Raw genomic sequence first — 21411 nt, 5'->3', positions numbered from 1 at the left:
ATTTTCTCTGCTCAGAGTATATATAACAGGTTAACATGGGGTGTTATGGTTTTAGGATTTAAAGATCCCGCACTTCGGCAGTCAGGTTGCCAATGGGGGCGGGCTGATTAAAAAAGGTGCAGATATGAAAATGATATGTCCGGCTTTCTTGGTGTCCAAGCTGCCGGTTGAGCCGTTGCGCGGGCATAGTGCTTGGCGGTTGTTGTTGGCGGTGTTAATGCCGGTGTTTGCCGCTGTGCTGCAATGGCTGTTGTGGCCTTATCTGCCGCCGTTGACGTGGCTGTTTTTGTATCCGGCGGTCTTTATCAGCGCTTGGGTGGGCGGTTTTATCGGCGGCCTGATGGCGACTGGTGTCGCCATCGTCCTAGGCATTTATATCTTTATTCCCACTCAGTGGTCTTGGGTTATTCAGGACCCCCGGCATCTGTATTCGGCATTGGTGTTTGGGGTGATGGGGGTGATGTTCAGTGTGGTACATGGGCTTTTGCAAACGGCTTATGCGCAATTGCGCCATATCAGCACGCGCAATTTGGATGTTAGCCAATCCCGATTGCGCCTTGCCCTGGAAGCCGCCGAGGCCGGGTTGTGGGAATGGGATGTCAGGACTAACCGCAATGAGTGGTCGCCCAACCTTTGGGGGCTTTATGGTTTGGTGCCTGGGAGCGCCGAGCCGTCTTATGAGCTGTGGTTATCGTCTGTGCATCCTGATGACCGGGAAGCGGTGCTTAAGCGTCTGAATGAGGCCGTGCAAAGCGGTACAGGTATTGTTTTGGAATGGCGCGTCGCCGGCTGTCCGCCCGGCCAAGAGCGTTGGCTGATGTCGCGCGGGCAGGCGGATGCCGATGCGGACGGGGCGGTGATGCTGTATCGCGGTATCGTCATTGATATTAGCAGCCGGAAAAAGCTGGAGCAGCACTTGCAAGATAGCGGGCAGCGTTTGAATTTTGCCCTTAGCACTCTGCAAGTTGGGGCTTGGGAGTTAGACTTGCTGACCCATCAGTCACAACGCACGGCCTTGCACGACCAGATTTTTGGTTACTCGACCCCGCTTGATAGTTGGACTTATGAGCAGTTTTTGGAGCATGTTGTGCCTGAGGATAGGTTGGGTGTCCATAGCTGTTTTCAGGAGGCGACCCAGACCCGATCGGATTGGGATTTTGAGTGCCGGATACGCCGTGCCGATGGGGTGGTACGCTGGATTCGTGCTAAGGGTGGCCACCGTTTAGACCCGCAAGGCGAGCCGCTGCTATTAGCGGGTATTGTTGAAGACATCCAAAACCGCAAAGAAGCCGAGCAAGCGTTGGTCAGAAAAGACCAAGAGTTGCTGGAGACGCAACGGCTGGCGGGGTTGGGGAACTGGCGCTGGGAAGTCGCCACCGATACGCATACTTGGTCGGAAGAAACCTACCGCATTTACGGGCTGGATCCGGCACTGCCCGCGCTCACTTATCCGGCTGTCCAGACGCTTTTTACCCCTGAAACTTGGGCGCAACTTACCGTTGCTGTCGAAACGGCTTTGGCGGCGGGGCTGCCTTATGAGTGCGATGCTGAAGTGTTGCGGGCGGACGGTGGCCGCCGTTGGATTACCGCGCGGGGTATGGCAATACGGGCGGCTAATGATACGATCACTAGCTTGTATGGCACAGTACAGGACATTACCGGGCGCAAACAGGCGGAATTGGCGGCCCAGCTCAGCGAACAGGCACTGGCGGCCAGTGAGCGTGAGTTTCGCTGGTTGGCGGAATCCATGCCGCAAATTGTTTGGGCCACTGACCGTGAGGGTATGACGTATTATTTTAATTCGCAATGGTGCGGGTATACCGGGCTGGGTTTGGCGGAAAGCTATGGCGACGGGTGGAGCATTCCGTTTCATCCTGATGAGCGGCAACAGTCTATAGCGGCTTGGCATCAGGCGGTGCATCACAACGGCATCTATTCGCTGGAATCCCGTCTGCGCCGTGCCGACGGCGAGTACCGTTGGTGGTTGGTGCGGGGCGTGCCGGTTCTCGACGGGTCGGGGGCTATTTATAAATGGTTTGGCACTTGTACTGACATCCATGAGCTAAAGCAGGCGGAGGAAAGCATCCGGGCTTCCGAAGCTTATTATCGGCTAATTTTTGCGGCCAATCCTGTGCCGATGTATATTTTGGACTATGAAACGCTGATGTTTCTGGATGTTAACAGTGCTGCCTTGCTTAAATACGGCTATACGCGCGAGGAATTTTTAGCGCTGAGTATTAAGGATATTCGCCCTGAGACGGAAATCGAGCGGACGCTGGCGGCAATTGAAATGACCTTGAGCGAATTTGACCGGCCAATCAATTTGGGTGAGTGGCAGCATAAAAAGAAAGACGGCACGTTATTGTGGGTGCAAATTAATATCCATGCCTTGATCTTGCATGGCCGTCCGGTGATGGTGGTCTTGGCGAATGATATGACTGAACACCGCCGCTTGCTGGAGAGCTTGCGGGCTTCGGAAAATCTGACACGCTCGGTGATGAATTCGCTGGACAGTTCTATTGCCGTATTGGACGATCAGGGTACGATTATCCATGTTAACCAAGACGGCCAAAACTTTTCCACAGCCGCTAGCCATGGCATATTACAGCCAGAAGATATTGGCCATAATTATTTTGCTATGTGCCGTGATAGCACCGACCAACAGCAGGCCACGCAAATTTTGCAGGGCTTACAGGCGGTGCTGAATGGCGACCAAGCGCGTTTTTCGCAAGAGTTCCTCTTGGCTATTGGCGATGGGCAGCGTTGGTTTAGGCTCGATGTCGTCCCCTTGCAAGGAGCTTTTAAGGGCTTGGTGACGCATCTGATTGACATTAGCGGGCGTAAGGCCATAGAGGACTCCCTGCGCGAGCAAGAACGGCTGTTGGCGGCCTCACAGGCGATTGCCCATATCGGCAGTTGGTTGTTGGACATTAAAACCGGGCAGCTCCGCTGGAGTGAGGAAACCTTCCGCCTGTTTGGCTTGTCGTCGGCAACCGATGCACCGCCTAATAAGGAGGCTTTTGGGGAGTTGGTTTATTCTGATGACCGCATGGCTGTCCAAGCGTGGCGGGAGGCATTAATAGCAGGGGGTGAGCCAGTCAGTTTGGAATTCCGCAGCCGCCCCATCAATGGCCAGTACCGTTGGTTATTGGCGTTTGCCGAGCTAGAAAAAAATGCGGACGGTGTACCGTTGCGGATGATCGGGGCGGTACAGGATATTACTGCCCAGAAGCGGACAGCGGCTGAGTTGCAGCGCTGGGCAGATGCCTTCCACTATTGTGCCCACGGTATTGTCATCGGCAACCCGTTGACTAACGGTATCAATTTTTGTAATCCGGCTTTTGCGTCTATGCAAGGTTACGGTGATCCTAGCGAACTGGTGGGTTTGCCGATTGCTGCTTTATATCCGCCTGAGGAACAGGCGGCGATTAAGCCCCATTTACAGGTTGCCGATACCTTGGGTTGGATCAGCTTTGAATCGCGCTACCAGCACAAAGGCGGCTATGTGTTTGATGTACAGGTTGATTTAGTCAGTGTTAAGGATGGTGCCGGAACGATTCTTTATCGGGTCGCCACCGTGCAAGACATTAGCCGCCGCAAACACAGCGAAGCCGAGTTGCTGCATTATCACGACCATTTGGAGCAACTGGTGTCCACCCGCACCGAAGAACTGCAACTGGCGCGTGAGGAGGCGGAGCGGCTGTCACAAGTAAAAACCAGCTTTTTGGCGAATATGAGCCATGAAATCCGCAGCCCGATGAACGCGGTGTTGGGGTTTTGTTATTTGTTGGAGCAACAGCCGTTGGATAATGAGGTGCGGCAGTTGGTCTACAAAATCCACCGCGCGGGCCGTTCGCTATTGGCGATTATTAATGACGTGCTGGATTTCTCTAAAATTGAGGCAGGGCGCTTGGAGATGGAGCAAGTACCGTTCCGCTTGTCGGACATCTTGGACGATTTGGCGGCGTTAATGTCCTCCGCTGCCAATGATAAGGCGATTGAACTGGTCATTACCCCCGCTCCGTCGATTGACGGGCTTATCGGCGATGGCTTACGCCTGCAACAAGTGCTGGTCAATTTGCTCAGTAATGCTATTAAATTTACCGAACAAGGCGAAGTGGTGTTGCGGGTCAGCCTCGAAACCGAAACGTCGGAACAGGTGAGCCTGCGCTTTGGGGTACATGATACTGGCATCGGCATTTCCCCCGAACAACAGCAGGAAATTTTTGCTGCCTTCAGCCAAGCCGACAATAGCATCAGCCGTCGGTTTGGTGGCTCCGGCTTAGGTTTGGCGATTAGCCAAGAGTTGGTGCGGCTGATGGGCGGCGCATTACAGGTTGACAGCGAGATTGGGCGGGGCAGTGTGTTTTGGTTTGTCCTGCCCCTCACCAAAGACCCGCAATGGCGGCGCACGCCCGCCCAACTGACGAATTTGGCGTTGCTGGTAGCCGATGACAGCGCCACCGCCAGGGAAGCGTTGGCGCTGACGGCGCACAGTTTGGGCTGGATAGCCGAGACCGTCAGTTCCGGCCCTGCCGCGCTGGCGCATATTTTAGTGCGCCAAGATAGCCCTAAGCCTTATGATGTGATTTTGCTTGACTGGAAGATGCCCGGACAAGACGGTCTGCTTACCGCCCAAATCATCCAAGAAAACTTACGGAAAAATCCCATCCGCACCGCCAATAGCACACCTATCGTTATTATGGTAACGGCCTATTCGCGCGAAGAATTGCTCGGCCAGTCCGGTATCACTTGGGTGGATGGTGTGTTATCTAAACCGGTCACGCCCTCGGCCTTATATAACACCATTACCCGCATTATCAACGCTGTGGAGCGGGGCGGCACAGTAAGCGAGGCGGAAGCTCCCCTGCCCAACCAACGTTTGCCGGGGGTGCGGGTGTTGGTTGTGGATGATAGCGACATCAACCGTGACGTGGTGCAGCACATCCTTGAAGCCGACGGGGCTCGCGTTAATTTGGCGGCTGATGGCCAAGAGGCTTTGGATTGGTTGTATAGCCATCCCGATGCGGTTGACATTGTGTTAATGGACATCCAAATGCCGCGTATGGATGGGTACGAGGCCACCCGCCATATCCGCCAAGAGGCGCGTTGGCAAAAATTGCCTATTATCGCCCTAACGGCTGGGGCTTTTAAATCCCTGCGCGAGACGGCTGCTGCGGCGGGTATGGACGATTTTGTCGCTAAGCCGTTTGATGTCGGGCAATTAATCGCGGTGATCCGGCACTTTACCCTAGAGCGTACCGCCGCATTAGCGTCTCAGGTTGAGCCTGACACCGCCGCAGACCCTAGTTTATTGCCGGGGATTGATGTGGCGGCAGGGCTAGGGCAATGGCAAGATAAGGCGGTCTACCGCACTTATTTGGCTAAGTTTACCAGTGCGTATAGCGATGCCGGGCGCACCATTAGCCATTGCCTTGAAACGGGTGACCGTGCGGCCGCGGCCGCTTTGGCGCATAAGCTAAAAGGCGTGGCGGCAACGTTAGCGTTAACCTCGGTAGCCGCCCAAGCGCAGGCGGTGGATGTGCGGTTAGCGGCGGGTGAAGTGCTTGCCGCACAGACTAAAGCTGAGGCTTTACAGGCCGCACTTGACGAAGTATCCTTATCACTAGCGCAGTGGCAAGAAGTAAGCACAAAAGGACAAAAAAGCCCAGTTTTAACAACCAAACCTAGCTCTTCGGCTGAGGTTATGGTGGTGCTGGTGCAGTTGTTAGACGCTTTAGACCAAGACAGTCCGAGCGGCGTCGAACCGCTGTTGTTAAAATTGCAAGGGCAACTTGCCCCCGAACATCTGGCCTTGCTGCAAAATCAGGTAGGTGATTTTGATTTTCGCGCTGCTGAACTGTCGGTACGCACCTTGATGGCCACCTTAATAGCTGACTAAAACCGTTGAAGAATTGAGCTCCTATGACCCTGCCTTTATTGCTCGTAGATGATGAACCTACCAATCTCGCCATGCTGCGGCAAATTTTGGAACCGGATTATAATTTGGTGTTTGCCTGTAACGGCGCTCAGGCCTTAGCGGCGGTAGCCAAGCACCATCCCCGGCTGATTTTGCTCGACATTAACATGCCTGATATGGACGGCTATCACGTTTGCCGCGCCTTAAAAGCTGATCCGCGCTTTGAAGCCATCCCGGTTATCTTTGTCACTGCCCTGTCGGAATTGGGCAACGAAGAAGAAGGCTTTGCCGTCGGTTGCGTCGATTACCTGACTAAGCCGGTCAGTGCGGGTATTGTCAAAGCACGGGTACGCACCCATTTGTCGTTGGTGCGTACTTGCGAGCTGGAAAAAACCCAGCGTGATGCGGTGTTTATGCTTGGTGATGCCGGACATTATAAAGACACTGATACTGGTGAACACCTGTGGCGTATGGCAGCATATTCCCGCGCCTTGGCAGAGGCGGCGGGTTGGCCTGTAGACCAGTGTAATTTATTGGAGTTGGCCGCCCCCATGCACGATACGGGTAAGATCGGCATTCCCGATTCGGTTTTGCGCAAACCCGATAAATTGACTCCAGACGAATGGGCGCTGATGCAGACGCACCCACGCATCGGTTACGATATCCTCTCTAAAAGCAATGCTCCGCTGTTCAAACTGGCGGCGGAAGTCGCCCTATATCACCATGAAAAGTGGGACGGCGGCGGTTATCCCGAAGGCTTGACGGGCAAAGCCATCCCCGAATCCGCGCGTATTGTCGCCATTGCCGATGTCTTCGACGCGTTGTCGATGAAACGGCCTTATAAAGACGCATGGCCTGTCGAAAAAAGCATCGAGTTTCTCAAAGAAGGTTCTGGTCAGCATTTCGACCCCGAACTGCTGGCTATTTTCATCCGTATTTTGCCAAGTATCCTAAAAATTAAAGCCGAATGGGATGGTCGTGAAGTGGTGCATGGCTGATGGTTTAGGGTTGGCTGAAATGGCCCGGTAGCAAAAGCCATTTCATAGGTCGTCATCAGGCGTATAAAAATGCACCCTGTTACGTCCGTTGGCTTTGGCCTTATACATGGCTTGGTCGGCGTGTTTGAGGATTTGCTTGGCTTGGCTGTGTTTGGGGCCGAATAAGGCCGCGCCAATACTGGAGGTGCAATGATGGACTACGGCCTGATCGCCGCCAGACGGTAGGGTCAGCGTATAGGGTTGTGCCAGTTGGTTGCGTATACGTTCGGCGACCCGGTGAACACAAGCGGCGGCACGGGCTTCAACGGCTTCTAATTTACTGATTAACACCACAAATTCATCACCGCCGAACCGTGCCACGGTATCAATGTCGCGGATACAGTGGCCGATGCGCCGCGCCACTTCAATAAGCAACAGGTCGCCAATTTCATGGCCATGCAGGTCATTGAGCGGTTTAAAATTGTCTAAGTCCAAAAACAGCAAGGCGCCATAGCCGTGATGGTGCTTGAGGGTGGCCAAGGTATGCTCCAGGCGCTCATGCAGCAAGCGGCGGTTGGCGAGTTTGGTCAACGGGTCATACAAGGCTTGTTGCTTGGCCTGTTCCTCCTTGTTATGGCGTTCGGTAATGTCTATGCACGAGCCGATGTAGCCGAAAAAGTTGCCTTGGTCGTCGTAACGGGGTACACCATGATCGGTTAGCCAACGGTATGCCCCGTCTTTGCGGCGTAGCCGATAATCAACGGCAAATTTTTCCCGGTTAGCCAGCGCTGTCTGATAGGCCGCTAAGTAATGTGGGAGATCATCGGGATGGACATTTTCAGTCCAGCCCTGATGGCGTTCTTGCGCCAAGGTGCGTCCGGTAAAGTCTAACCAGACTTGATTAAAATACAGGCGCGAGGCATCAAACCCCGCCATCCAGATCAGTACGGGCGCGTTATCGGCTAACAGGCGGAAACGCTTTTCGCTTTCGCGCAGTGCCGCTTCCATCTGCTTTTGTTCGGTGATGTCGCGCCCCACCGATTGCATTTCTAGGAGTTGGCCATTGGCATCGAAAAAACCTCGGTTGACAAATTGTCCCCAACGTAGGCTACCGTCAGCCGCTATCAGGCGGTTTTCTATGGTGACAACGGGCTGGGCGGGCGATAGCATAGCCAGTTTTGCATTAATTAGCGGTAAATCTTCTGCCCAAGCGGTCGGTTGCCAAGTTTTGCCGATTAAGGACTCGCGCGATTTGCCAAAGAAGCGGCAGTAGGCATCGTTAACATAAAGGATTGTGCCGTCGGTCAGAAAGCGGCAAATTATTTCGGTCTGGTCTTCTAAAACACACAGATAGCGGCGTGCCGAGGGGGAGGATGGGCTGTCAGTTGGGGGTGGCGGGCTGGTGTTGACTATGCAAACAAAATACTCCGGTTTAGGGCTAAAAACTTGTACCGAATAGGGGGCTTGAAAGGTGTCGGGGAAAACTTGGAAATGTTCCGGCGGGCCACCTGCCGCCACCCGCGCATAGCGGGCAAAAATATCCGGTTGCCCGCTTAAGTCTTGGAGTCCAGATTGCCGCTGGAAGGCTGGGTTGGTGTAGAAGTAAGCGCAGTCGTATGCTTGCCCGTTTTGGTACAGGATCTTGCCGTAGGCGACGCCGTTAGGCAGTTGCCCTAAAAAATCGGGCAGCATTTCGTTAGCCAGATAAACAGAGCCTTCGGGGACTGAAAAGGGGGCGGCTATGCCCGAATTTAGGGTTGACATGCTCGGTTCCGAAAAGAGTAAATTTTATGGCATCTAATGGTCTGGCTTCATGCCGCAGGCTGCTTTTTTTGCCGGCTGCTGTAAAGTAAGACATGAAAGCGATCGGCAAAACCTAAAAAGCCGCAAGTGGCTTAATTTATTGCCTGTCCGCCTCTTAGCCGGGTTATGGGCTGTTTGTTTTGCTTGGTTTTATGGATTTTTACCTTATGATATACAGGTATTTATCAGCCACATAATTCTTTTTTCTGGTTACGGCGGCAACTGAACAGTATAGGTGTTATTTTGCGCTCTGCTTTGGTGGGCAGGGTTGTCTTTCGTTGTCTTGGTTTACTAGGTATTAACGCAAATTTTTGACTTTCTTGGTGTTTTTTTCTGGTGCTAAGCTGTGTTGTTAACAAACCCTCTTACTTTATTGCATAAGACATGTCAGAATTAAACGACCCTAGAGTATTTTTTGCGGCGGAACGCACCCTATTGGCGTGGAACCGCACGAGCCTGACCTTGATGGCGTTTGGTTTTGTTATTGAGCGGTTTGGTCTGTTTATGCATATCTTGGTAGCCAAGCAAAATACGGCTTGGGCTTTTTGGATAGGCTTGGGGTTTATCGCTATGGGGGCGTTGGCGGCACTGGTGGCGGTCAGGCAATACCGGAAAGTGTTGCGTACCCTAAAGCCGATTGAAATACCCGAAGGGTATAGTGCTGGTTTTGGGGTTTTTATTAATGTGATGGTCGCCCTGTTAGGTATTGCCTTAGTGGTGTCTTTGTTTCTTGAGGCTAAGATACTGTAGTTGGGGGAGCCATGGGCAAGGGCTGTCCTATCCGTTTGGGGAGTAGGGAATGACGGGCAATGAGTTGGCAACTCTGCTGGGGTATTCGGCGGTCATTAACTATAGTGTGTTGATGGTATGGTTTTTCTGTTTTAAGTGCGCCCATGCTTGGCTGTATCGCTTACATGGGCGTTGGTTCCAATTGTCGGTCGGACAGGTTGATGCAGTCCATTATGCGGGTATGGCCTTGTATAAGATAGGGGTGCTGTTGTTGAATATCACCCCTTATTTGGCTTTGCGGCTAATGGGCTGAGGTTATATGGCCCTAATGGTTGGGCTGAGCGGGGATGCGCGTGTTAACCCCGCCACAGCTTCCACGCCGTTTAGGCTTTAGGCAAATAATATTTGCCGCGAAAATACAGAGCCAGTTTTACCAATCCGATCAGGGCGGGCACTTCCACCAAGGGGCCGATGACGGCGGCGAAGGCTTCGCCGGAGTTGAGGCCGAACACGGCGACGGCGACGGCTATCGCCAGCTCGAAATTATTGCCGGAGGCGGTAAAGGCTAGCGTCGCACTGACCGGATAATCCGCGCCCATTTTTGCGGCTAGATAGAAGGTCAGCAGGAACATGATGGCGAAGTAAATCACCAGTGGCACGGCAATACGCAAGACATCCAGCGGCAGTTGCACGATGTAGTCGCCTTTTAAGGAAAACATCACCAAGATGGTAAAGAGCAGGGCGATCAGGGTGATGGGGCTGATACGCGGGATAAACACCTGTTCGTACCACACCACGCCTTTTTGCCGCACTAGGATGAAACGGCTCGCCATGCCCGCCAGAAACGGGATGCCCAGATAGATAAAGACGCTTTTCGCCACTTCCAGCATGGTCAGCTTCACTTCCGCCCCTTCGCCGATACCCAGCCAATCCGGCAAAACAGTGACGAACAGATAGGCGTAGAACGGGAATAGCAGGACTTGGAACAGTGAGTTACAGGCCACCAGCCCGGCGCAGTAGTTGCTGTCGCCATCCGCCAATTCATTCCAGACCAGCACCATCGCGATACACCGCGCCAAACCGATGATAATCAGCCCGACCATGTAAGCGGGGTAATCGTGCAGAAACAGCACCGCCAGCGTGAACATCAGTACCGGGCCGATCAGCCAGTTTAACAGCAGGGACAAGGAGAAGACTTTCAGGTTTTTGAACAGCGACGGCAGTTCTTCATAACGGACTTTCGCCAGCGGCGGGTACATCATGATGATGAGTCCGGCGGCAATCGGCAGTGAGGTGGTACCGGATTGGAATTGGCCTAGCCACTGGGGCAGGGCAGGCACACCATAGCCTAGGCCTATCCCTAAGGCCATTGCCAGAAAAATCCATACAGTCAGGAAGCGTTCGACAAAGCCCAGGCGTTTGGAGGCGGCGTTGGTTTTTACAGCAGCGGTTGCGCTATTCATAGCCTTAACTGCTCTGGCCGATGCGGTTGATGTGGGCGCTCAGTTCGCTGCCGCTTAAGGTTTCTAACGGTAAAGCGAGCAGGGCGGTGATGCGTTTTTCTAATGCGTCGTAAGTGGCTTGGAACGCGGCGTTAATTTCTGCGTCGGTACCGCTGACATGGGCAGGGTCAGGCAGACCCCAATGGCCGCGCGTGGTGCTGTTGAGATATATGGGGCAGACTTCGCCAGCGGCTTGGTCGCAGACGGTAATGGCGATGTCGATGCCCGTGTCGGCAAATTCATCCCACGATTGGCTGCGGTAGCCGTCGGTGGGCAAGCCGTTCCGCGCCAGGATCGCTAAGGCGTGGTCGTTGACTTTGCCGACCGGGCGGCTGCCTGCGGAAAAGGCCTGTAAGCGGCCTTTGCCCAGATGGTTGATTAAGGCTTCGCCTAGGACGCTGCGGCAAGAGTTGCCGGTGCATAAGATTAAGACGTTGAGCATAGTGGTGGTTCCTATAATATGTGGATATTCGAATTTTCGTATATTATAGGGGCGAAAAAACCGCTTAGCAACAGCGGAGCGGTTCAGGGCGGTTGGCCATGGTGTGTAAACGTTGGCGGTCTTGTTGCGGCATCGGCTGTTGCGCGGCCTGTTGAATGGCGATGTCAAGGATTTGCCGCGCCCAAAGCGGCAGTGAGGGGTTGATTTGGTAATATACCCATTGGCCTTCGCGGCTGTCCAGCAAGATGGCGCTTTGCCGTAACAAGGCCAGATGGCGGGAGATTTTCGGTTGGAGCATGTCCAAGGCTTCGGTCAACTCGCAGACGCATAGCCTGCCTTGTTGGTGCAGCAGGATGAGGCAGCGCAGACGGGTGTCGTCGCCAAGGCATTTGAAGAATAAGGTCGGGGTCAGCATGGGCAGTAAAAATGTCTTAATTATAAGGCCATAAAAGGCTAGTGGTTTCACTGGGCGAACACTCCGCCGCTTTGCATAAGGACGCAAAACGGGGGTGCTGTGCTGTAGACTGGGCTTATTTGGCGATTTTAATCAGCCAGCCGGTTTGGTCGTCGCAACCTAAAACGGCTTTGGCATAGACATTCACCCTGACAAATTGGCCGTTAAATTGGGCGGGCAATTTCGCCGTGATTTTATGGAAGGTGGAGTTGCTCTCCAACTTAAAGGGTGCGGGTTCGCCTTTGACCATCAGCTTAATGGTTTCGGGGTTCGCCCAGCCCGATATTTTTATGATAAATTCCGATTCGGGCGACACTTCGATATTATCGGCGGCGGTATAGGGGGTCAGGTTAAAATCGGTGAAACGCGGTTTTTTGCAGACGATTTCTTTTTCTTCGGGACTATAGGCGTTGGCGGTGGCGCAGGCTAACAGCGTCACCAGCAAAAGGCCGGACTTAAGCATTGTTGTTATTGTCATTGTAAACTCCTCAGTCGAATGTTGGGGTGGTTTGCCGTAGCATCACACCACCCCGCACTTTAATGAGTTTTGCGGGCAAATTCAACTAAATCCCTAGTGAATTGTTGGGGGATTGTTTTGGGGTGGCGGTTGGGTGGGTTTTTCTTGTTAAAAACGGCGGGCTGGTGTTGCTTGAGGAGGGCGGGCAAGATGCGCGCCCTCCGTGTGTCCGGCTATTTTTCGATGTTGAAATAGGGTGGCATATTATGGAAGTAGGCCATGTACATGGCATCGGCCATTGTCCACAGCACATCGAGCTTGAATTTTAAAATCTCCACCATGCGGTCTTGTTGTTCGCGGGTTTTGTACCAGTCCAGGGTGATCGCCAGGCCGTGTTCGACATCGCGGCGGGCTTCGGTCAGGCGTTTGCGGAAGTAGCTGTAGCCTTCCAATTCGACCCAGGGGTAATGCTCAGGCCAGTTGTCCAGGCGTTGTTGGTGGATTTTTGGCGCGAATAGTTCGGTTAAAGATGAGCTGGCGGCTTCGTGCCATTCGGCGCGGCGGGCGAAGTTGACGTACGCATCGACGGCAAAGCGCACACCGGGCAAGACGTATTTTAACGAAGTGATGTCTTCGCGGCTTAAGCCGACGGCGATGCCCAGTTGTATCCAAGCTTCAATGCCGCCGGGGTCGCCGGGGTGGCCGTCGTGGTCGAGGATGCGCTGTATCCACAAGGCGCGGGTTTCGCGGTCGGGGCAGTTGGCGAGGATGTTGGCATCTTTTAGCGGGATGCACACTTGGTAGTAAAAACGGTTGGCAACCCAGCCTTGCAGTTGCTCTTTGGTGAGTTTGCCCTCGTTCATTAGCGTGTGGTACGGGTGATGGATGTGGTAATACTTTTCCATGCCGCGCAGGGCGGCTTCGAATTCTTCGCGGGTCCAGGCGGGTTGTTCGCTCATGATGATAACCTTATTATTTTTAATTAAATGTTGTGGGCCGATAGGGCGTTAAAGAAACAGGGCAGATGATGCCCGCTTTCCGGTGGCTGCCGGGCGTAAAAGTCGCCGATAGCCAAGGTCAGCTGTTCTTTAAAACGCGCTTCGGGTAGGGTGTCCATAGTGTTAAAAGCCTGCCAGTAGTCCTTGACTTGGTGGATGGTGAGCAACGCATAAATGAGCTGGCTTTTGTCTGGCTCATCGGCGGTTAAGAAAGCTTGTCGCCAGCTTTCTTGTAAGGCCGCTATATCGCTTAGGTCTAATGTTGCAATATGCTGGAGTCGGTTGCAAGCGCGTTGGAAGTGGGTGCGGAGATTTTTATCGTCCGCTAGGGCTTGCGCCATGGTGTGATAGAGGTTTTCGAGATTTAGCGGTTGGCCTTGGTAAAAAATGCGGCTAATGTGGTTGTCGAAAAGGGGTTGTAAATCAGGGATTAGGAAATAGGCTTCTTTGTAGATTAGACCGGTAATGAAAATGCCGTGCTGGTTTATGCCGATAGCTTGGCAGGTGCCGTTTTGATAATACAGGGCGTAAAGGGCTTCGGTGTCGGCAACCGTATAATCAGAAAAAGTATGGGGCTGTAAGTCTAAATCAATAATGGCGAAGAATTGGGCTTGGTGGGTATTTGTTTCGGCATCACTGCTGGCGGGCGTGTTTACTAATGCAAAATAGCTGTCGATAACGTCTTTTCTGTCACCGCAAGGCACAAAAGTAGGGCGTTTTTCTGTCCACCATGTTGGGATGCAGGCTTTATAGAAATTGGCATCGGGGAATATTTCTAGGCGGCGGTAACGTTCTACCCGGCCTTTAATTTCGTTGATATTGCCTTCGCAAAGCACCACGAGGCCTTTTTTTCTTTGTGACAATTTGCGGATTTCTTGGCAATGTAGCTGCAATTCGGTTGTTGATAGGCTCATAACAGGCTACTGTGCAATGGGCTTGAGTTCGATTTCTTTGACGTGGGCGGGGGTTAGTGCCGTGCAAAGTTCGTAAGAATGGGTGGCTAAAATATATTGGTTGGTTTTGCCCCAGTCGAGTAAGTCGCGAACGATGGTGTATTGCCAGTCTAGGTGGAGACCGTTTTCTATTTCGTCCATCAAAATGATGTTTTCGTCTTGGGGTATCAATAATTTTAGCCAGACATAAAGGCTTAAGCGTTTTAATTCGCCATGGCTTAAATCTTCGGGATAAATGTCTGTGCCTTCTGGCGTTTTAAAAACCACGCCTATGATAGCCGCCTTATCGTCTAGGAGGGGAAGTACGGTTTTATCCCGTGTTAAGGCATTCAATTCTTCAATCGTTTTTTGGTAGGTGAGGCCGTTAGTTCCGGTGTCAACTAGGGTTTTGAAGTCTTGATTGCGGGCTGTCTCAATAAGATGTACAAGGGTATCGGTTGCAAACACATCGTAGGTTAGGAAGTTGGGTAAGATCCCTTTAGATTTTTCAATGGCTTGTTCATAATTTTCATTTCGATATGAGATTATGGGGTTTATTTTTCTTTTGAAAAGCTGTTGCTTGTCATTTTGGTTAAGAAAAAGATATATTTGAGTTGAAGGGGCGGAAAGAAATATCCGTTTTGAAACGGATGTCAAAATTTCTTTTATATCTTTTTTTGAACCTGAGAAATTGCAAATTAGGCCTAATGCTTGTTTTGAATAGAAAGAGGTAATGCAAAATTGATTTTTTGCTATTAAGGATTTTTTAATGTTCTTTATTAAAGGTTGGAAGTATTCTCTTTCTTTTATAGTGTATTCGAATTCAGATTCCATTTGTCCTATGCTTATTTCAGAATCTGGGTGTGAGTCGCCGCCTGATTCATTTGGAATTGAATGATAAAATTCTTCCCATAGTTCTTCCTCTGATTTTCCAAGGCTTTTTATTAGCCAAGCCTGTCTTGCAAAAATGCCAAATGAAACCATTTCTTTATTAAAAATAGGATCAATGTCCAATTCACGCAAATAACCGTCATTGCAAAGGGTAAATTCCAGCTCGATTTTTTTGTCACCTTCCAGTAATTCAAATTTGGCTAATATGTTGCTAGTTTGGCCTTCTGGAATTATTGCCTTATCTAGCATATTGGCAATAAATGGATGCCGTTCTTCATCAGCAGTACAGTGCAACAACACAAAAATCAACTGCAACAGCGTACTTTTTCCGCCGCCATTCAAGCTTCCCAACGGAAATACCTGTGGGTAAAAGTTTGGTTCAAAGGTGATGTCGACATCTTTTAACGCCCTGAACTCAGGGACTTGTACGCGCACTAGCCGCATGGTTTATTCCTCTTACGCATTAATGCTTGTGACTGGGATGGTCTGTATTTAAAGGTGTTAGGTTTTCTGGCTCATGAGCAAGTGTGCAAAAGTTATTTAACATAATTTTTGCAGGACTAACGACCTATTTTTCACCACAAAATTAAGAAAGCATCGTCATTCCGGCATGGATTGCCGGAGCCGTTAGGCCGCGTAAGCGAATCCAGAAGCCATGGACGGCGACTTTCACGGGTGTACGTCCCTGTAATCTAGATTCCGGCAATCCATGCCGGAATGACGGGCGGATTTATGGGTGCTATGTTTATTGGCGGTTATAAAGACCTTAAGGCTTATATGGCTGTTTTTGCAATAAAAAGCCCCCGAAACCCACATAAACGCTTTTAAAATACCACATCTTCATAAATATCCGCTAAACGTAAAGCGGCGTGGTAGTCGCCGCAAGTGATGTTTAGGGTTTGTTCCTCTGTTAATTGGCTATGTTGCCACGCGCCTGTTTCATCGCGCCAGAAATACTGGGCCGCTTTTTGCCGCGAATCGGCCAGCAGGTAGTAGTGTAGGCTGGGGATTTGCGCGTAGACTGGCCATTTTTCGTGGCGGTCGATGCGGGCGGTGCTTTTGGATTGCACTTCGGCGATGAAACAGGGGTGTTCTTTGTAGAACTCGGACTTATCGGTTTTGTTGCAGACCAGCATTACGTCTGGGTAGTAGTAAAACCGCCCTTGGTCAAGGCGGCATTTCATGTCGCTGGTAAATACCCTGCAAGAGCCGGGTTTATCGCGCATTGCCAGGCGTAGTTGCAGGAAGATATTGCCGGTAATCAGGTTATGCTTTTCCCCCGCTCCGGCCATGGCGTAGCAATCGCCGTCAATATATTCATGTTTGCGTCCGCTTTCCGCTTCCCAGAGCAAATAATCCTGTTCAGTGATGTGGTGTTTTTGTACTAACGCGCCCATGTCGGTTACTCCTATAAGTCGATTTCCAAGCCATCATAAGACACTTCGATGCCATGTTCCGCTAATATCTTACGCTCTTGTGAATCATCGTCCAAAATCGGATTAGTGTTGTTGATATGTATCAATATTTTGCGTTTTGCGCCGATGCTGTCCAGCACGTCGATCATGCCGCCTGCGCCAGATTGCGGTAAGTGGCCGATTTCCCGCGCCCGTTTTTCGCTGATGCCTTGGGTGACCATTTCGTCGTTTGTCCAAAACGTGCCGTCAACCATGACGCAATCGGCGTTCTGCATGGCGGTTAGGACGTGCGGCTCGATTTCGCCCAGGCCGGGGGAGTAGAAGACTTTTTTGCCTGTGGAGATTTGCTCGATAATTACGCCGATGTTGTCGCCGTCGTGCGGGTCGTAGCGGTGCGGGGAGTAGGGCGGGGCTTTGCTTTTGAGGGCTTGGGTGTAAAAGCGCAAGTCGTCGATGCCGGGGATGGTGAAGCTGCTGCCGTCTACGGGGACGAGGTGGTGGTTGACGGTGCAGTAATGCGCGAGCATGTTGAACAGGGGGAAGCCGCTGGTGAGGTCTTGTCTGACCATTTCGGTGCAGTAGACGTTTAATGGCTTGCCTTCGCGCAGCATCAACATACCTGTGGTGTGGTCGATTTGGCTGTCGATCAGCATGATGGCTTTGATGCCGGTGTCGCGGATGCCTTCTTTGGGCTGGATGGCGGGAAAGGCTTCCAGTTGGGCGCGGATGTCCGGCGAGGTGTTGAAGAGCAGCCAGTTGCGGTTGTCGGTGCTGACGGCAATGGAAGATTGGGTGCGGGCACTGCCGTTCATTTGGTTATGGCGCAGGCGGTGGCAGTTGTGGCAGTTGCAGTTCCATTGTGGGAAGCCGCCGCCAGCGGCGGAACCTAAGACTCTTATTTTCATGGTGTTTGGGTTTGGGTAAGGTTGAAGGGTAGGAGGTGGTAGTGATTAACGTAGGTTCCTGATGGCGTTGGGGGCTTAGTAAGAGGGTGCGCCATCTTTTAACATTCGTGAATTCAACCCCACCCCAGCCCTCCCCTTCGCAGGGGAGGGAGCGAATGGCTTCCCCATCATACAGTGAAAGTCAGGGGAAAAAGCCCCTCCCCCTGGTAAGGGGAGCCCTTCGGCTTCGCTCAGGAGGGAGGGGGTTGTAGATATAACAAAATATAGGCACACCTACCTAGTGTAAGCAATGCTATCCACGATTCTCCGTGCATCCGGCATTGCGGGTAAGCTTATACAAACGGTTTATGCGTAGGATTCCGCCCCAAAAATCAGGCAAAAAAAAGGGGTTCGTGCGAACCCCTCCCTTTAACCGTTTGTTAAAAATTAACGGTTGTAGATGTACATGGTGACTTCAAAACCGAAACGCAGGTCGGTAAAGCTTGGTGTTTCCCATTTCATAATCATAACCTCCAAATAGTTTTATAGGTGTGTGCTAGCTTGATCAAGTAAGCCAATCCGAAGTATACGATGAACCCTTTTTTTTCGCAAGATGTGCTAGGGCTTTGGGCAAATATTTCGCATTTGCGTGTGCTTGCCAACTTGTGGGGGCAGATAAATCAACTGCTCCGGGCGGTGTGTCGGGCAAGCTAAAACCATCCTGCCCGGCGGGTATTTTTTTGCCGCCAAAATAAGTGTATTATCCTGATTCACCTAAAAATAATAATAGAAATTGGTTTACTATGAGGAGTAGCTATGGGTACTGTCACAGAGTTGTTTGTTATCATGTTTATTGTTGCCGGGGCGGCTTTTGTGCCGTTGGGGTACTTCATTTATAAGTATACCCAAAGCAACGGTCAGCCATTTGGCGACACCGCGCCGCATGGCGATAGCCCGTCGGTCATTAATGACCTGGCGGAAAATGCCATCCGCTTTGTCCAAAGCCGCTTGGCGAAAAAATAGCGGTGGTTTGAGTGGGGGCTTGCCCGTCAAGCCCTCATGTTCCGACGCTCCCACAGCTGGGGCAGGCGGGGTTTTTCTTCAGGCGCAGGGTGTTGATTTCCATACTTAAGCCGTCTATCAATAATAATTTTCCTGTTAAGGGCGTACCGATGCCCATAATCAGTTTCAAGGTCTCTAAGGCTTGGATGCTGCCGATAATGCCGGTAATCGGCGCGATAACGCCATTGGTGGCGCAATTGACCAATTCTTCCCCATCGCTCTGGTACAGGCAGTTATAGCACGGGCTGTCATTATGGCCGGGCGTGAACACCGCCACTTGCCCCTCAAAACGGATCGCCGCACCTGATACTAAGGGCGTTTGGTGCGCCACACAGGCTTTGTTAATGGCAAAACGGGTGGCGAAATTGTCGCTGCAATCGACCACCACATCGGCGGTTTTTACTTCTGCATCAAGCAGTTCGCCTGCCAAACGCTGTTTGACCGCGCGTACCTGCACATCAGGATTTAATTTATTCAGGGTTTGTTGGCTTGAAATCGTTTTATCCATCCCTATATCAGGGGTGTGATGGGCGATTTGCCGTTGCAGGTTGGATAAATCCACCACGTCATCGTCATAAATGGTCAGCGAGCCGACCCCGGCCGCCGCCAGGTACATGGCGACCGGCGAGCCTAAGCCCCCGGCACCAATGATCAATACTTGGGCGGCGAGCAGGCGTTGCTGCCCGGCGACGTCGATTTGCGGCAGCAGGATTTGGCGGCTATAGCGTAACAGTTGGTTGTCGTTCATAAGTCTGAGGTCTAGGTAGGTAAGCGTAAGATAATGCCAAAGAACTTGACACACTGCAAAAGCTCATTATCATTAGCACTCATAACCATAGAGTGCTAACAACTTTTCAACCTTTAATTTAATCTTAGGAGATATAAATGAATATACGTCCGTTACACGACAGAGTCATTGTCAAACGTGTTGAAGAAGAAACCAAAACGGCTAGCGGCATTGTATTGCCAGGTTCAGCGGCTGAAAAGCCAAGCCAAGGCGTGATTTTGGCAGTAGGCACAGGCAAACCTTTGGACAACGGCACTGTCCGCGCTTTAGACGTAAAAGTCGGCGACAAAGTATTGTTCGGCAAATATGCCGGCAACGAAGTGAAAGTTGACGGTGAAGAAGTCATCGTAATGCGTGAAGAAGACATTATGGGCGTGTTAGGTTAAGCCCCGACCCCCGTAGACCCCACAATCACACACACAACGAATTTAGGATAAAAAAAATGGCAGCAAAAGACGTATTATTTGGCGATGACGCTCGTGTCCGTATGGCGCGTGGCGTAAACATTTTAGCAAACGCAGTGAAAGTCACTTTGGGCCCTAAAGGCCGCAACGCGATCTTGGACAAAAGCTTTGGCGCACCCACCATCACGAAAGACGGTGTATCGGTTGCGAAAGAAATCGAATTGAAAGACAAATTCGAAAACATGGGCGCACAAATGGTTAAGGAAGTTTCTTCTAAGACTTCTGATGTGGCTGGCGACGGTACCACCACTGCAACTGTATTGGCACAATCTATCGTCAACGAAGGCCTGAAAGCCGTTGCCGCTGGCATGAACCCAATGGACTTGAAACGCGGTATTGACTTGGCGGTGACTAAAGTCGTTGCTGCTGTCCAAGCGTCTTCTACCCCTTGCACCGACAACAAAGCCATTGCCCAAGTCGGCACCATCTCTGCCAACTCTGACGCATCTGTCGGCGACATTATTGCCGAAGCGATGGAAAAAGTCGGTAAAGAAGGCGTAATCACTGTTGAAGAAGGTTCAGGTTTGGACAATTCTTTGGACGTGGTTGAAGGTATGCAGTTTGACCGTGGCTATTTGTCACCTTACTTCATCAACAAACAAGAAAATATGAGCGTCGAGTTAGACGATCCTATGATCTTGATCTACGACAAAAAAATCTCCAACATCCGCGAAATGTTGCCGATTCTGGAAGGCGTTGCCAAATCTGGCCGTCCTTTATTGATTGTTGCTGAAGACGTTGAAGGCGAAGCCCTGGCGACTTTGGTAGTCAACACCATGCGCGGCATTTTGAAAGTCTGCGCCGTTAAAGCCCCAGGCTTCGGCGACCGCCGTAAAGCGATGTTGGAAGACATCGCGGTTCTGACTGGCGGTACGGTCATTTCTGAAGAAGTCGGTTTGAGCTTGGAAAAAGCCGAACTGGACCAATTGGGTACTGCGAAGAAAATCCAAATCAGCAAAGAAAACACCACTATCATTGATGGTGCCGGTTCAGAAGAGCAAATCAAAGCCCGCGTTGCGCAAATCCGCGCCCAAGCTGACGATGCGACTTCCGACTACGACAAAGAAAAACTGCAAGAACGTCTGGCCAAATTGGCTGGCGGTGTTGCTGTGATTAAAGTCGGCGCCGCCACTGAAATCGAAATGAAAGAAAAGAAAGCCCGCGTTGAAGACGCGCTGCATTCAACCCGCGCTGCGGTTGAAGAAGGCGTAGTCGCTGGCGGCGGTACTGCCTTGGTGCGTGCATTGTCGGCTCTGGAAGGTTTGGAAGGTGCAAACCATGACCAAACGGTTGGCATCAACATCCTGCGCCGTGCGATGGAAGAGCCTCTGCGCCAAATCGTCGCCAATGCCGGTGACGAGCCTTCTGTTGTCTTCAACGAAGTCAAGAAAGGTTCTGGCAGCTTCGGCTACAACGCCGCGACTGGCGTGTACGGCGACATGATCGAAATGGGTATCTTAGACCCTGCGAAAGTGACCCGCACCGCGCTGCAAAACGCCGCGTCTATCGCTGGCCTGATGCTGACCACCGAAGTCATGATTGCTGATGCGCCTAGCGACGAAAAAGGTGCAGGCGGTATGCCAGATATGGGCGGCATGGGCGGTATGGGCGGCATGGGCGGTATGATGTAAGCCTAGCTGTCTTAGGGTCTGTGGTTTAGGCCCTTTGCTTGCTTGAACAATAAAAAGCCCCGC

Annotated in this window: 19 protein-coding genes; 7 read left to right on the top strand and 12 right to left on the bottom strand. The window is 51.6% G+C overall.

Going from position 1 to position 21411, the window contains the following annotated elements; genetic code table 11:
- The first annotated feature begins 124 nt into the window (after positions 1 to 124).
- Together AADEFJLK_RS05200 and AADEFJLK_RS05195 are read left to right on the top strand one after the other, a co-directional pair.
- Positions 125 to 5902 (top strand): PAS domain S-box protein, encoded by a 5778-nt coding sequence (locus AADEFJLK_RS05200; RefSeq protein ID WP_103973511.1) that lies wholly within the window; start codon positions 125 to 127, stop codon positions 5900 to 5902.
- Positions 5903 to 5925: 23 nt separating this feature from the next.
- Positions 5926 to 6918, top strand: a complete 993-nt coding sequence (locus AADEFJLK_RS05195) for a response regulator (protein ID WP_103973510.1) — start codon at positions 5926 to 5928, stop codon at positions 6916 to 6918.
- 42 nt (positions 6919 to 6960) lie between these two features.
- On the opposite strand, the gene AADEFJLK_RS05190 is transcribed toward AADEFJLK_RS05195, so the two are convergent.
- Positions 6961 to 8661: a sensor domain-containing protein gene (locus tag AADEFJLK_RS05190; protein ID WP_103973509.1), complete on the bottom strand. Its 1701-nt coding sequence runs from the start codon at positions 8659 to 8661 to the stop codon at positions 6961 to 6963.
- Positions 8662 to 9084: 423 nt separating this feature from the next.
- On the opposite strand from AADEFJLK_RS05190, the gene AADEFJLK_RS05180 reads away from it, so the two are divergent.
- Positions 9085 to 9450, top strand: a complete 366-nt coding sequence (locus AADEFJLK_RS05180) for a YidH family protein (RefSeq protein WP_088617792.1) — start codon at positions 9085 to 9087, stop codon at positions 9448 to 9450.
- Positions 9451 to 9499: 49 nt separating this feature from the next.
- Entirely contained in the window at positions 9500 to 9742 is a 243-nt protein-coding gene (locus AADEFJLK_RS05175) for a DUF6868 family protein (RefSeq protein WP_103973508.1), read from the top strand.
- A gap of 70 nt (positions 9743 to 9812) precedes the next feature.
- On the opposite strand, the gene arsB is transcribed toward AADEFJLK_RS05175, so the two are convergent.
- The 10 genes from arsB to pqqA form a co-directional block, all read right to left on the bottom strand.
- Positions 9813 to 10892 carry an ACR3 family arsenite efflux transporter gene (gene arsB / locus AADEFJLK_RS05170; protein WP_088617794.1) on the bottom strand — a complete coding sequence of 360 codons (1080 nt, stop codon included), beginning with the start codon at positions 10890 to 10892 and terminating at the stop codon, positions 9813 to 9815.
- A gap of 4 nt (positions 10893 to 10896) precedes the next feature.
- Positions 10897 to 11373 (bottom strand): arsenate reductase ArsC, encoded by a 477-nt coding sequence (locus tag AADEFJLK_RS05165; RefSeq protein ID WP_103973507.1) that lies wholly within the window; start codon positions 11371 to 11373, stop codon positions 10897 to 10899.
- Between the two features lie 64 nt (positions 11374 to 11437).
- Positions 11438 to 11839, bottom strand: a complete 402-nt coding sequence (locus tag AADEFJLK_RS05160; RefSeq protein WP_232463739.1) for a metalloregulator ArsR/SmtB family transcription factor — start codon at positions 11837 to 11839, stop codon at positions 11438 to 11440.
- A gap of 64 nt (positions 11840 to 11903) precedes the next feature.
- Positions 11904 to 12305, bottom strand: a complete 402-nt coding sequence (locus AADEFJLK_RS05155; protein WP_088617797.1) for a hypothetical protein — start codon at positions 12303 to 12305, stop codon at positions 11904 to 11906.
- A gap of 212 nt (positions 12306 to 12517) precedes the next feature.
- Entirely contained in the window at positions 12518 to 13243 is a 726-nt protein-coding gene (gene pqqC / locus AADEFJLK_RS05150; RefSeq protein WP_103973506.1) for a pyrroloquinoline-quinone synthase PqqC, read from the bottom strand.
- Between the two features lie 23 nt (positions 13244 to 13266).
- Complete coding sequence (locus AADEFJLK_RS05145; RefSeq protein ID WP_103973505.1) at positions 13267 to 14196, bottom strand: hypothetical protein; 930 nt, start codon at positions 14194 to 14196, stop codon at positions 13267 to 13269.
- A gap of 6 nt (positions 14197 to 14202) precedes the next feature.
- Positions 14203 to 15549, bottom strand: a complete 1347-nt coding sequence (locus AADEFJLK_RS05140) for an AAA family ATPase (RefSeq protein WP_103973504.1) — start codon at positions 15547 to 15549, stop codon at positions 14203 to 14205.
- A 380-nt stretch (positions 15550 to 15929) separates the two neighbouring features.
- The gene (locus AADEFJLK_RS05135) at positions 15930 to 16502 is read right to left on the bottom strand and encodes a Uma2 family endonuclease (protein WP_103973503.1); all 573 of its coding nucleotides are present in this window, start codon (positions 16500 to 16502) and stop codon (positions 15930 to 15932) included.
- Positions 16503 to 16513: 11 nt separating this feature from the next.
- Positions 16514 to 17425, bottom strand: coding sequence for a pyrroloquinoline quinone biosynthesis protein PqqB (pqqB, locus tag AADEFJLK_RS05130; protein WP_103973502.1), 912 nt, complete (start codon positions 17423 to 17425; stop codon positions 16514 to 16516).
- Positions 17426 to 17851: 426 nt separating this feature from the next.
- Positions 17852 to 17926: a pyrroloquinoline quinone precursor peptide PqqA gene (gene pqqA / locus AADEFJLK_RS05125; protein WP_083930472.1), complete on the bottom strand. Its 75-nt coding sequence runs from the start codon at positions 17924 to 17926 to the stop codon at positions 17852 to 17854.
- 294 nt (positions 17927 to 18220) lie between these two features.
- On the opposite strand from pqqA, the gene AADEFJLK_RS05120 reads away from it, so the two are divergent.
- Entirely contained in the window at positions 18221 to 18427 is a 207-nt protein-coding gene (locus AADEFJLK_RS05120) for a hypothetical protein (protein WP_088617803.1), read from the top strand.
- 34 nt (positions 18428 to 18461) lie between these two features.
- Here the strand turns inward: AADEFJLK_RS05120 and AADEFJLK_RS05115 are convergent, their stop codons facing one another.
- Entirely contained in the window at positions 18462 to 19214 is a 753-nt protein-coding gene (locus AADEFJLK_RS05115; RefSeq protein ID WP_103973501.1) for a HesA/MoeB/ThiF family protein, read from the bottom strand.
- A 137-nt stretch (positions 19215 to 19351) separates the two neighbouring features.
- On the opposite strand from AADEFJLK_RS05115, the gene groES reads away from it, so the two are divergent.
- Complete coding sequence (groES, locus tag AADEFJLK_RS05110; protein WP_088617805.1) at positions 19352 to 19639, top strand: co-chaperone GroES; 288 nt, start codon at positions 19352 to 19354, stop codon at positions 19637 to 19639.
- Between the two features lie 56 nt (positions 19640 to 19695).
- Entirely contained in the window at positions 19696 to 21348 is a 1653-nt protein-coding gene (gene groL / locus AADEFJLK_RS05105) for a chaperonin GroEL (protein ID WP_088617806.1), read from the top strand.
- Positions 21349 to 21411 lie beyond the last annotated feature (63 nt).

The organism is Methylovulum psychrotolerans, assembly GCF_002923755.1.
In the GTDB taxonomy this organism is placed as follows: domain Bacteria; phylum Pseudomonadota; class Gammaproteobacteria; order Methylococcales; family Methylomonadaceae; genus Methylovulum; species Methylovulum psychrotolerans.
The sequence above is the reverse complement of the archived record's forward strand: the minus strand, read 5'-3'. Positions and strand labels throughout refer to the sequence as shown.

Excerpts from the sequence above, each read along its gene's own strand:
- AADEFJLK_RS05200 (WP_103973511.1), top strand. The coding sequence starts at position 125 with ATGAAAATGATATGTCCGGCTTTCTTGGTGTCCAAGCTGCCGGTTGAG.
- AADEFJLK_RS05195 (WP_103973510.1), top strand. The coding sequence starts at position 5,926 with ATGACCCTGCCTTTATTGCTCGTAGATGATGAACCTACCAATCTCGCC.
- AADEFJLK_RS05190 (WP_103973509.1), bottom strand. The coding sequence starts at position 8,661 with ATGTCAACCCTAAATTCGGGCATAGCCGCCCCCTTTTCAGTCCCCGAA.
- AADEFJLK_RS05180 (WP_088617792.1), top strand. The coding sequence starts at position 9,085 with ATGTCAGAATTAAACGACCCTAGAGTATTTTTTGCGGCGGAACGCACC.
- AADEFJLK_RS05175 (WP_103973508.1), top strand. The coding sequence starts at position 9,500 with ATGACGGGCAATGAGTTGGCAACTCTGCTGGGGTATTCGGCGGTCATT.
- arsB (WP_088617794.1), bottom strand. The coding sequence starts at position 10,892 with ATGAATAGCGCAACCGCTGCTGTAAAAACCAACGCCGCCTCCAAACGC.
- AADEFJLK_RS05165 (WP_103973507.1), bottom strand. The coding sequence starts at position 11,373 with ATGCTCAACGTCTTAATCTTATGCACCGGCAACTCTTGCCGCAGCGTC.
- AADEFJLK_RS05155 (WP_088617797.1), bottom strand. The coding sequence starts at position 12,305 with ATGACAATAACAACAATGCTTAAGTCCGGCCTTTTGCTGGTGACGCTG.
- pqqC (WP_103973506.1), bottom strand. The coding sequence starts at position 13,243 with ATGAGCGAACAACCCGCCTGGACCCGCGAAGAATTCGAAGCCGCCCTG.
- AADEFJLK_RS05145 (WP_103973505.1), bottom strand. The coding sequence starts at position 14,196 with ATGAGCCTATCAACAACCGAATTGCAGCTACATTGCCAAGAAATCCGC.
- AADEFJLK_RS05140 (WP_103973504.1), bottom strand. The coding sequence starts at position 15,549 with ATGCGGCTAGTGCGCGTACAAGTCCCTGAGTTCAGGGCGTTAAAAGAT.
- AADEFJLK_RS05135 (WP_103973503.1), bottom strand. The coding sequence starts at position 16,502 with ATGGGCGCGTTAGTACAAAAACACCACATCACTGAACAGGATTATTTG.
- pqqB (WP_103973502.1), bottom strand. The coding sequence starts at position 17,425 with ATGAAAATAAGAGTCTTAGGTTCCGCCGCTGGCGGCGGCTTCCCACAA.
- AADEFJLK_RS05120 (WP_088617803.1), top strand. The coding sequence starts at position 18,221 with ATGGGTACTGTCACAGAGTTGTTTGTTATCATGTTTATTGTTGCCGGG.
- AADEFJLK_RS05115 (WP_103973501.1), bottom strand. The coding sequence starts at position 19,214 with ATGAACGACAACCAACTGTTACGCTATAGCCGCCAAATCCTGCTGCCG.
- groES (WP_088617805.1), top strand. The coding sequence starts at position 19,352 with ATGAATATACGTCCGTTACACGACAGAGTCATTGTCAAACGTGTTGAA.
- groL (WP_088617806.1), top strand. The coding sequence starts at position 19,696 with ATGGCAGCAAAAGACGTATTATTTGGCGATGACGCTCGTGTCCGTATG.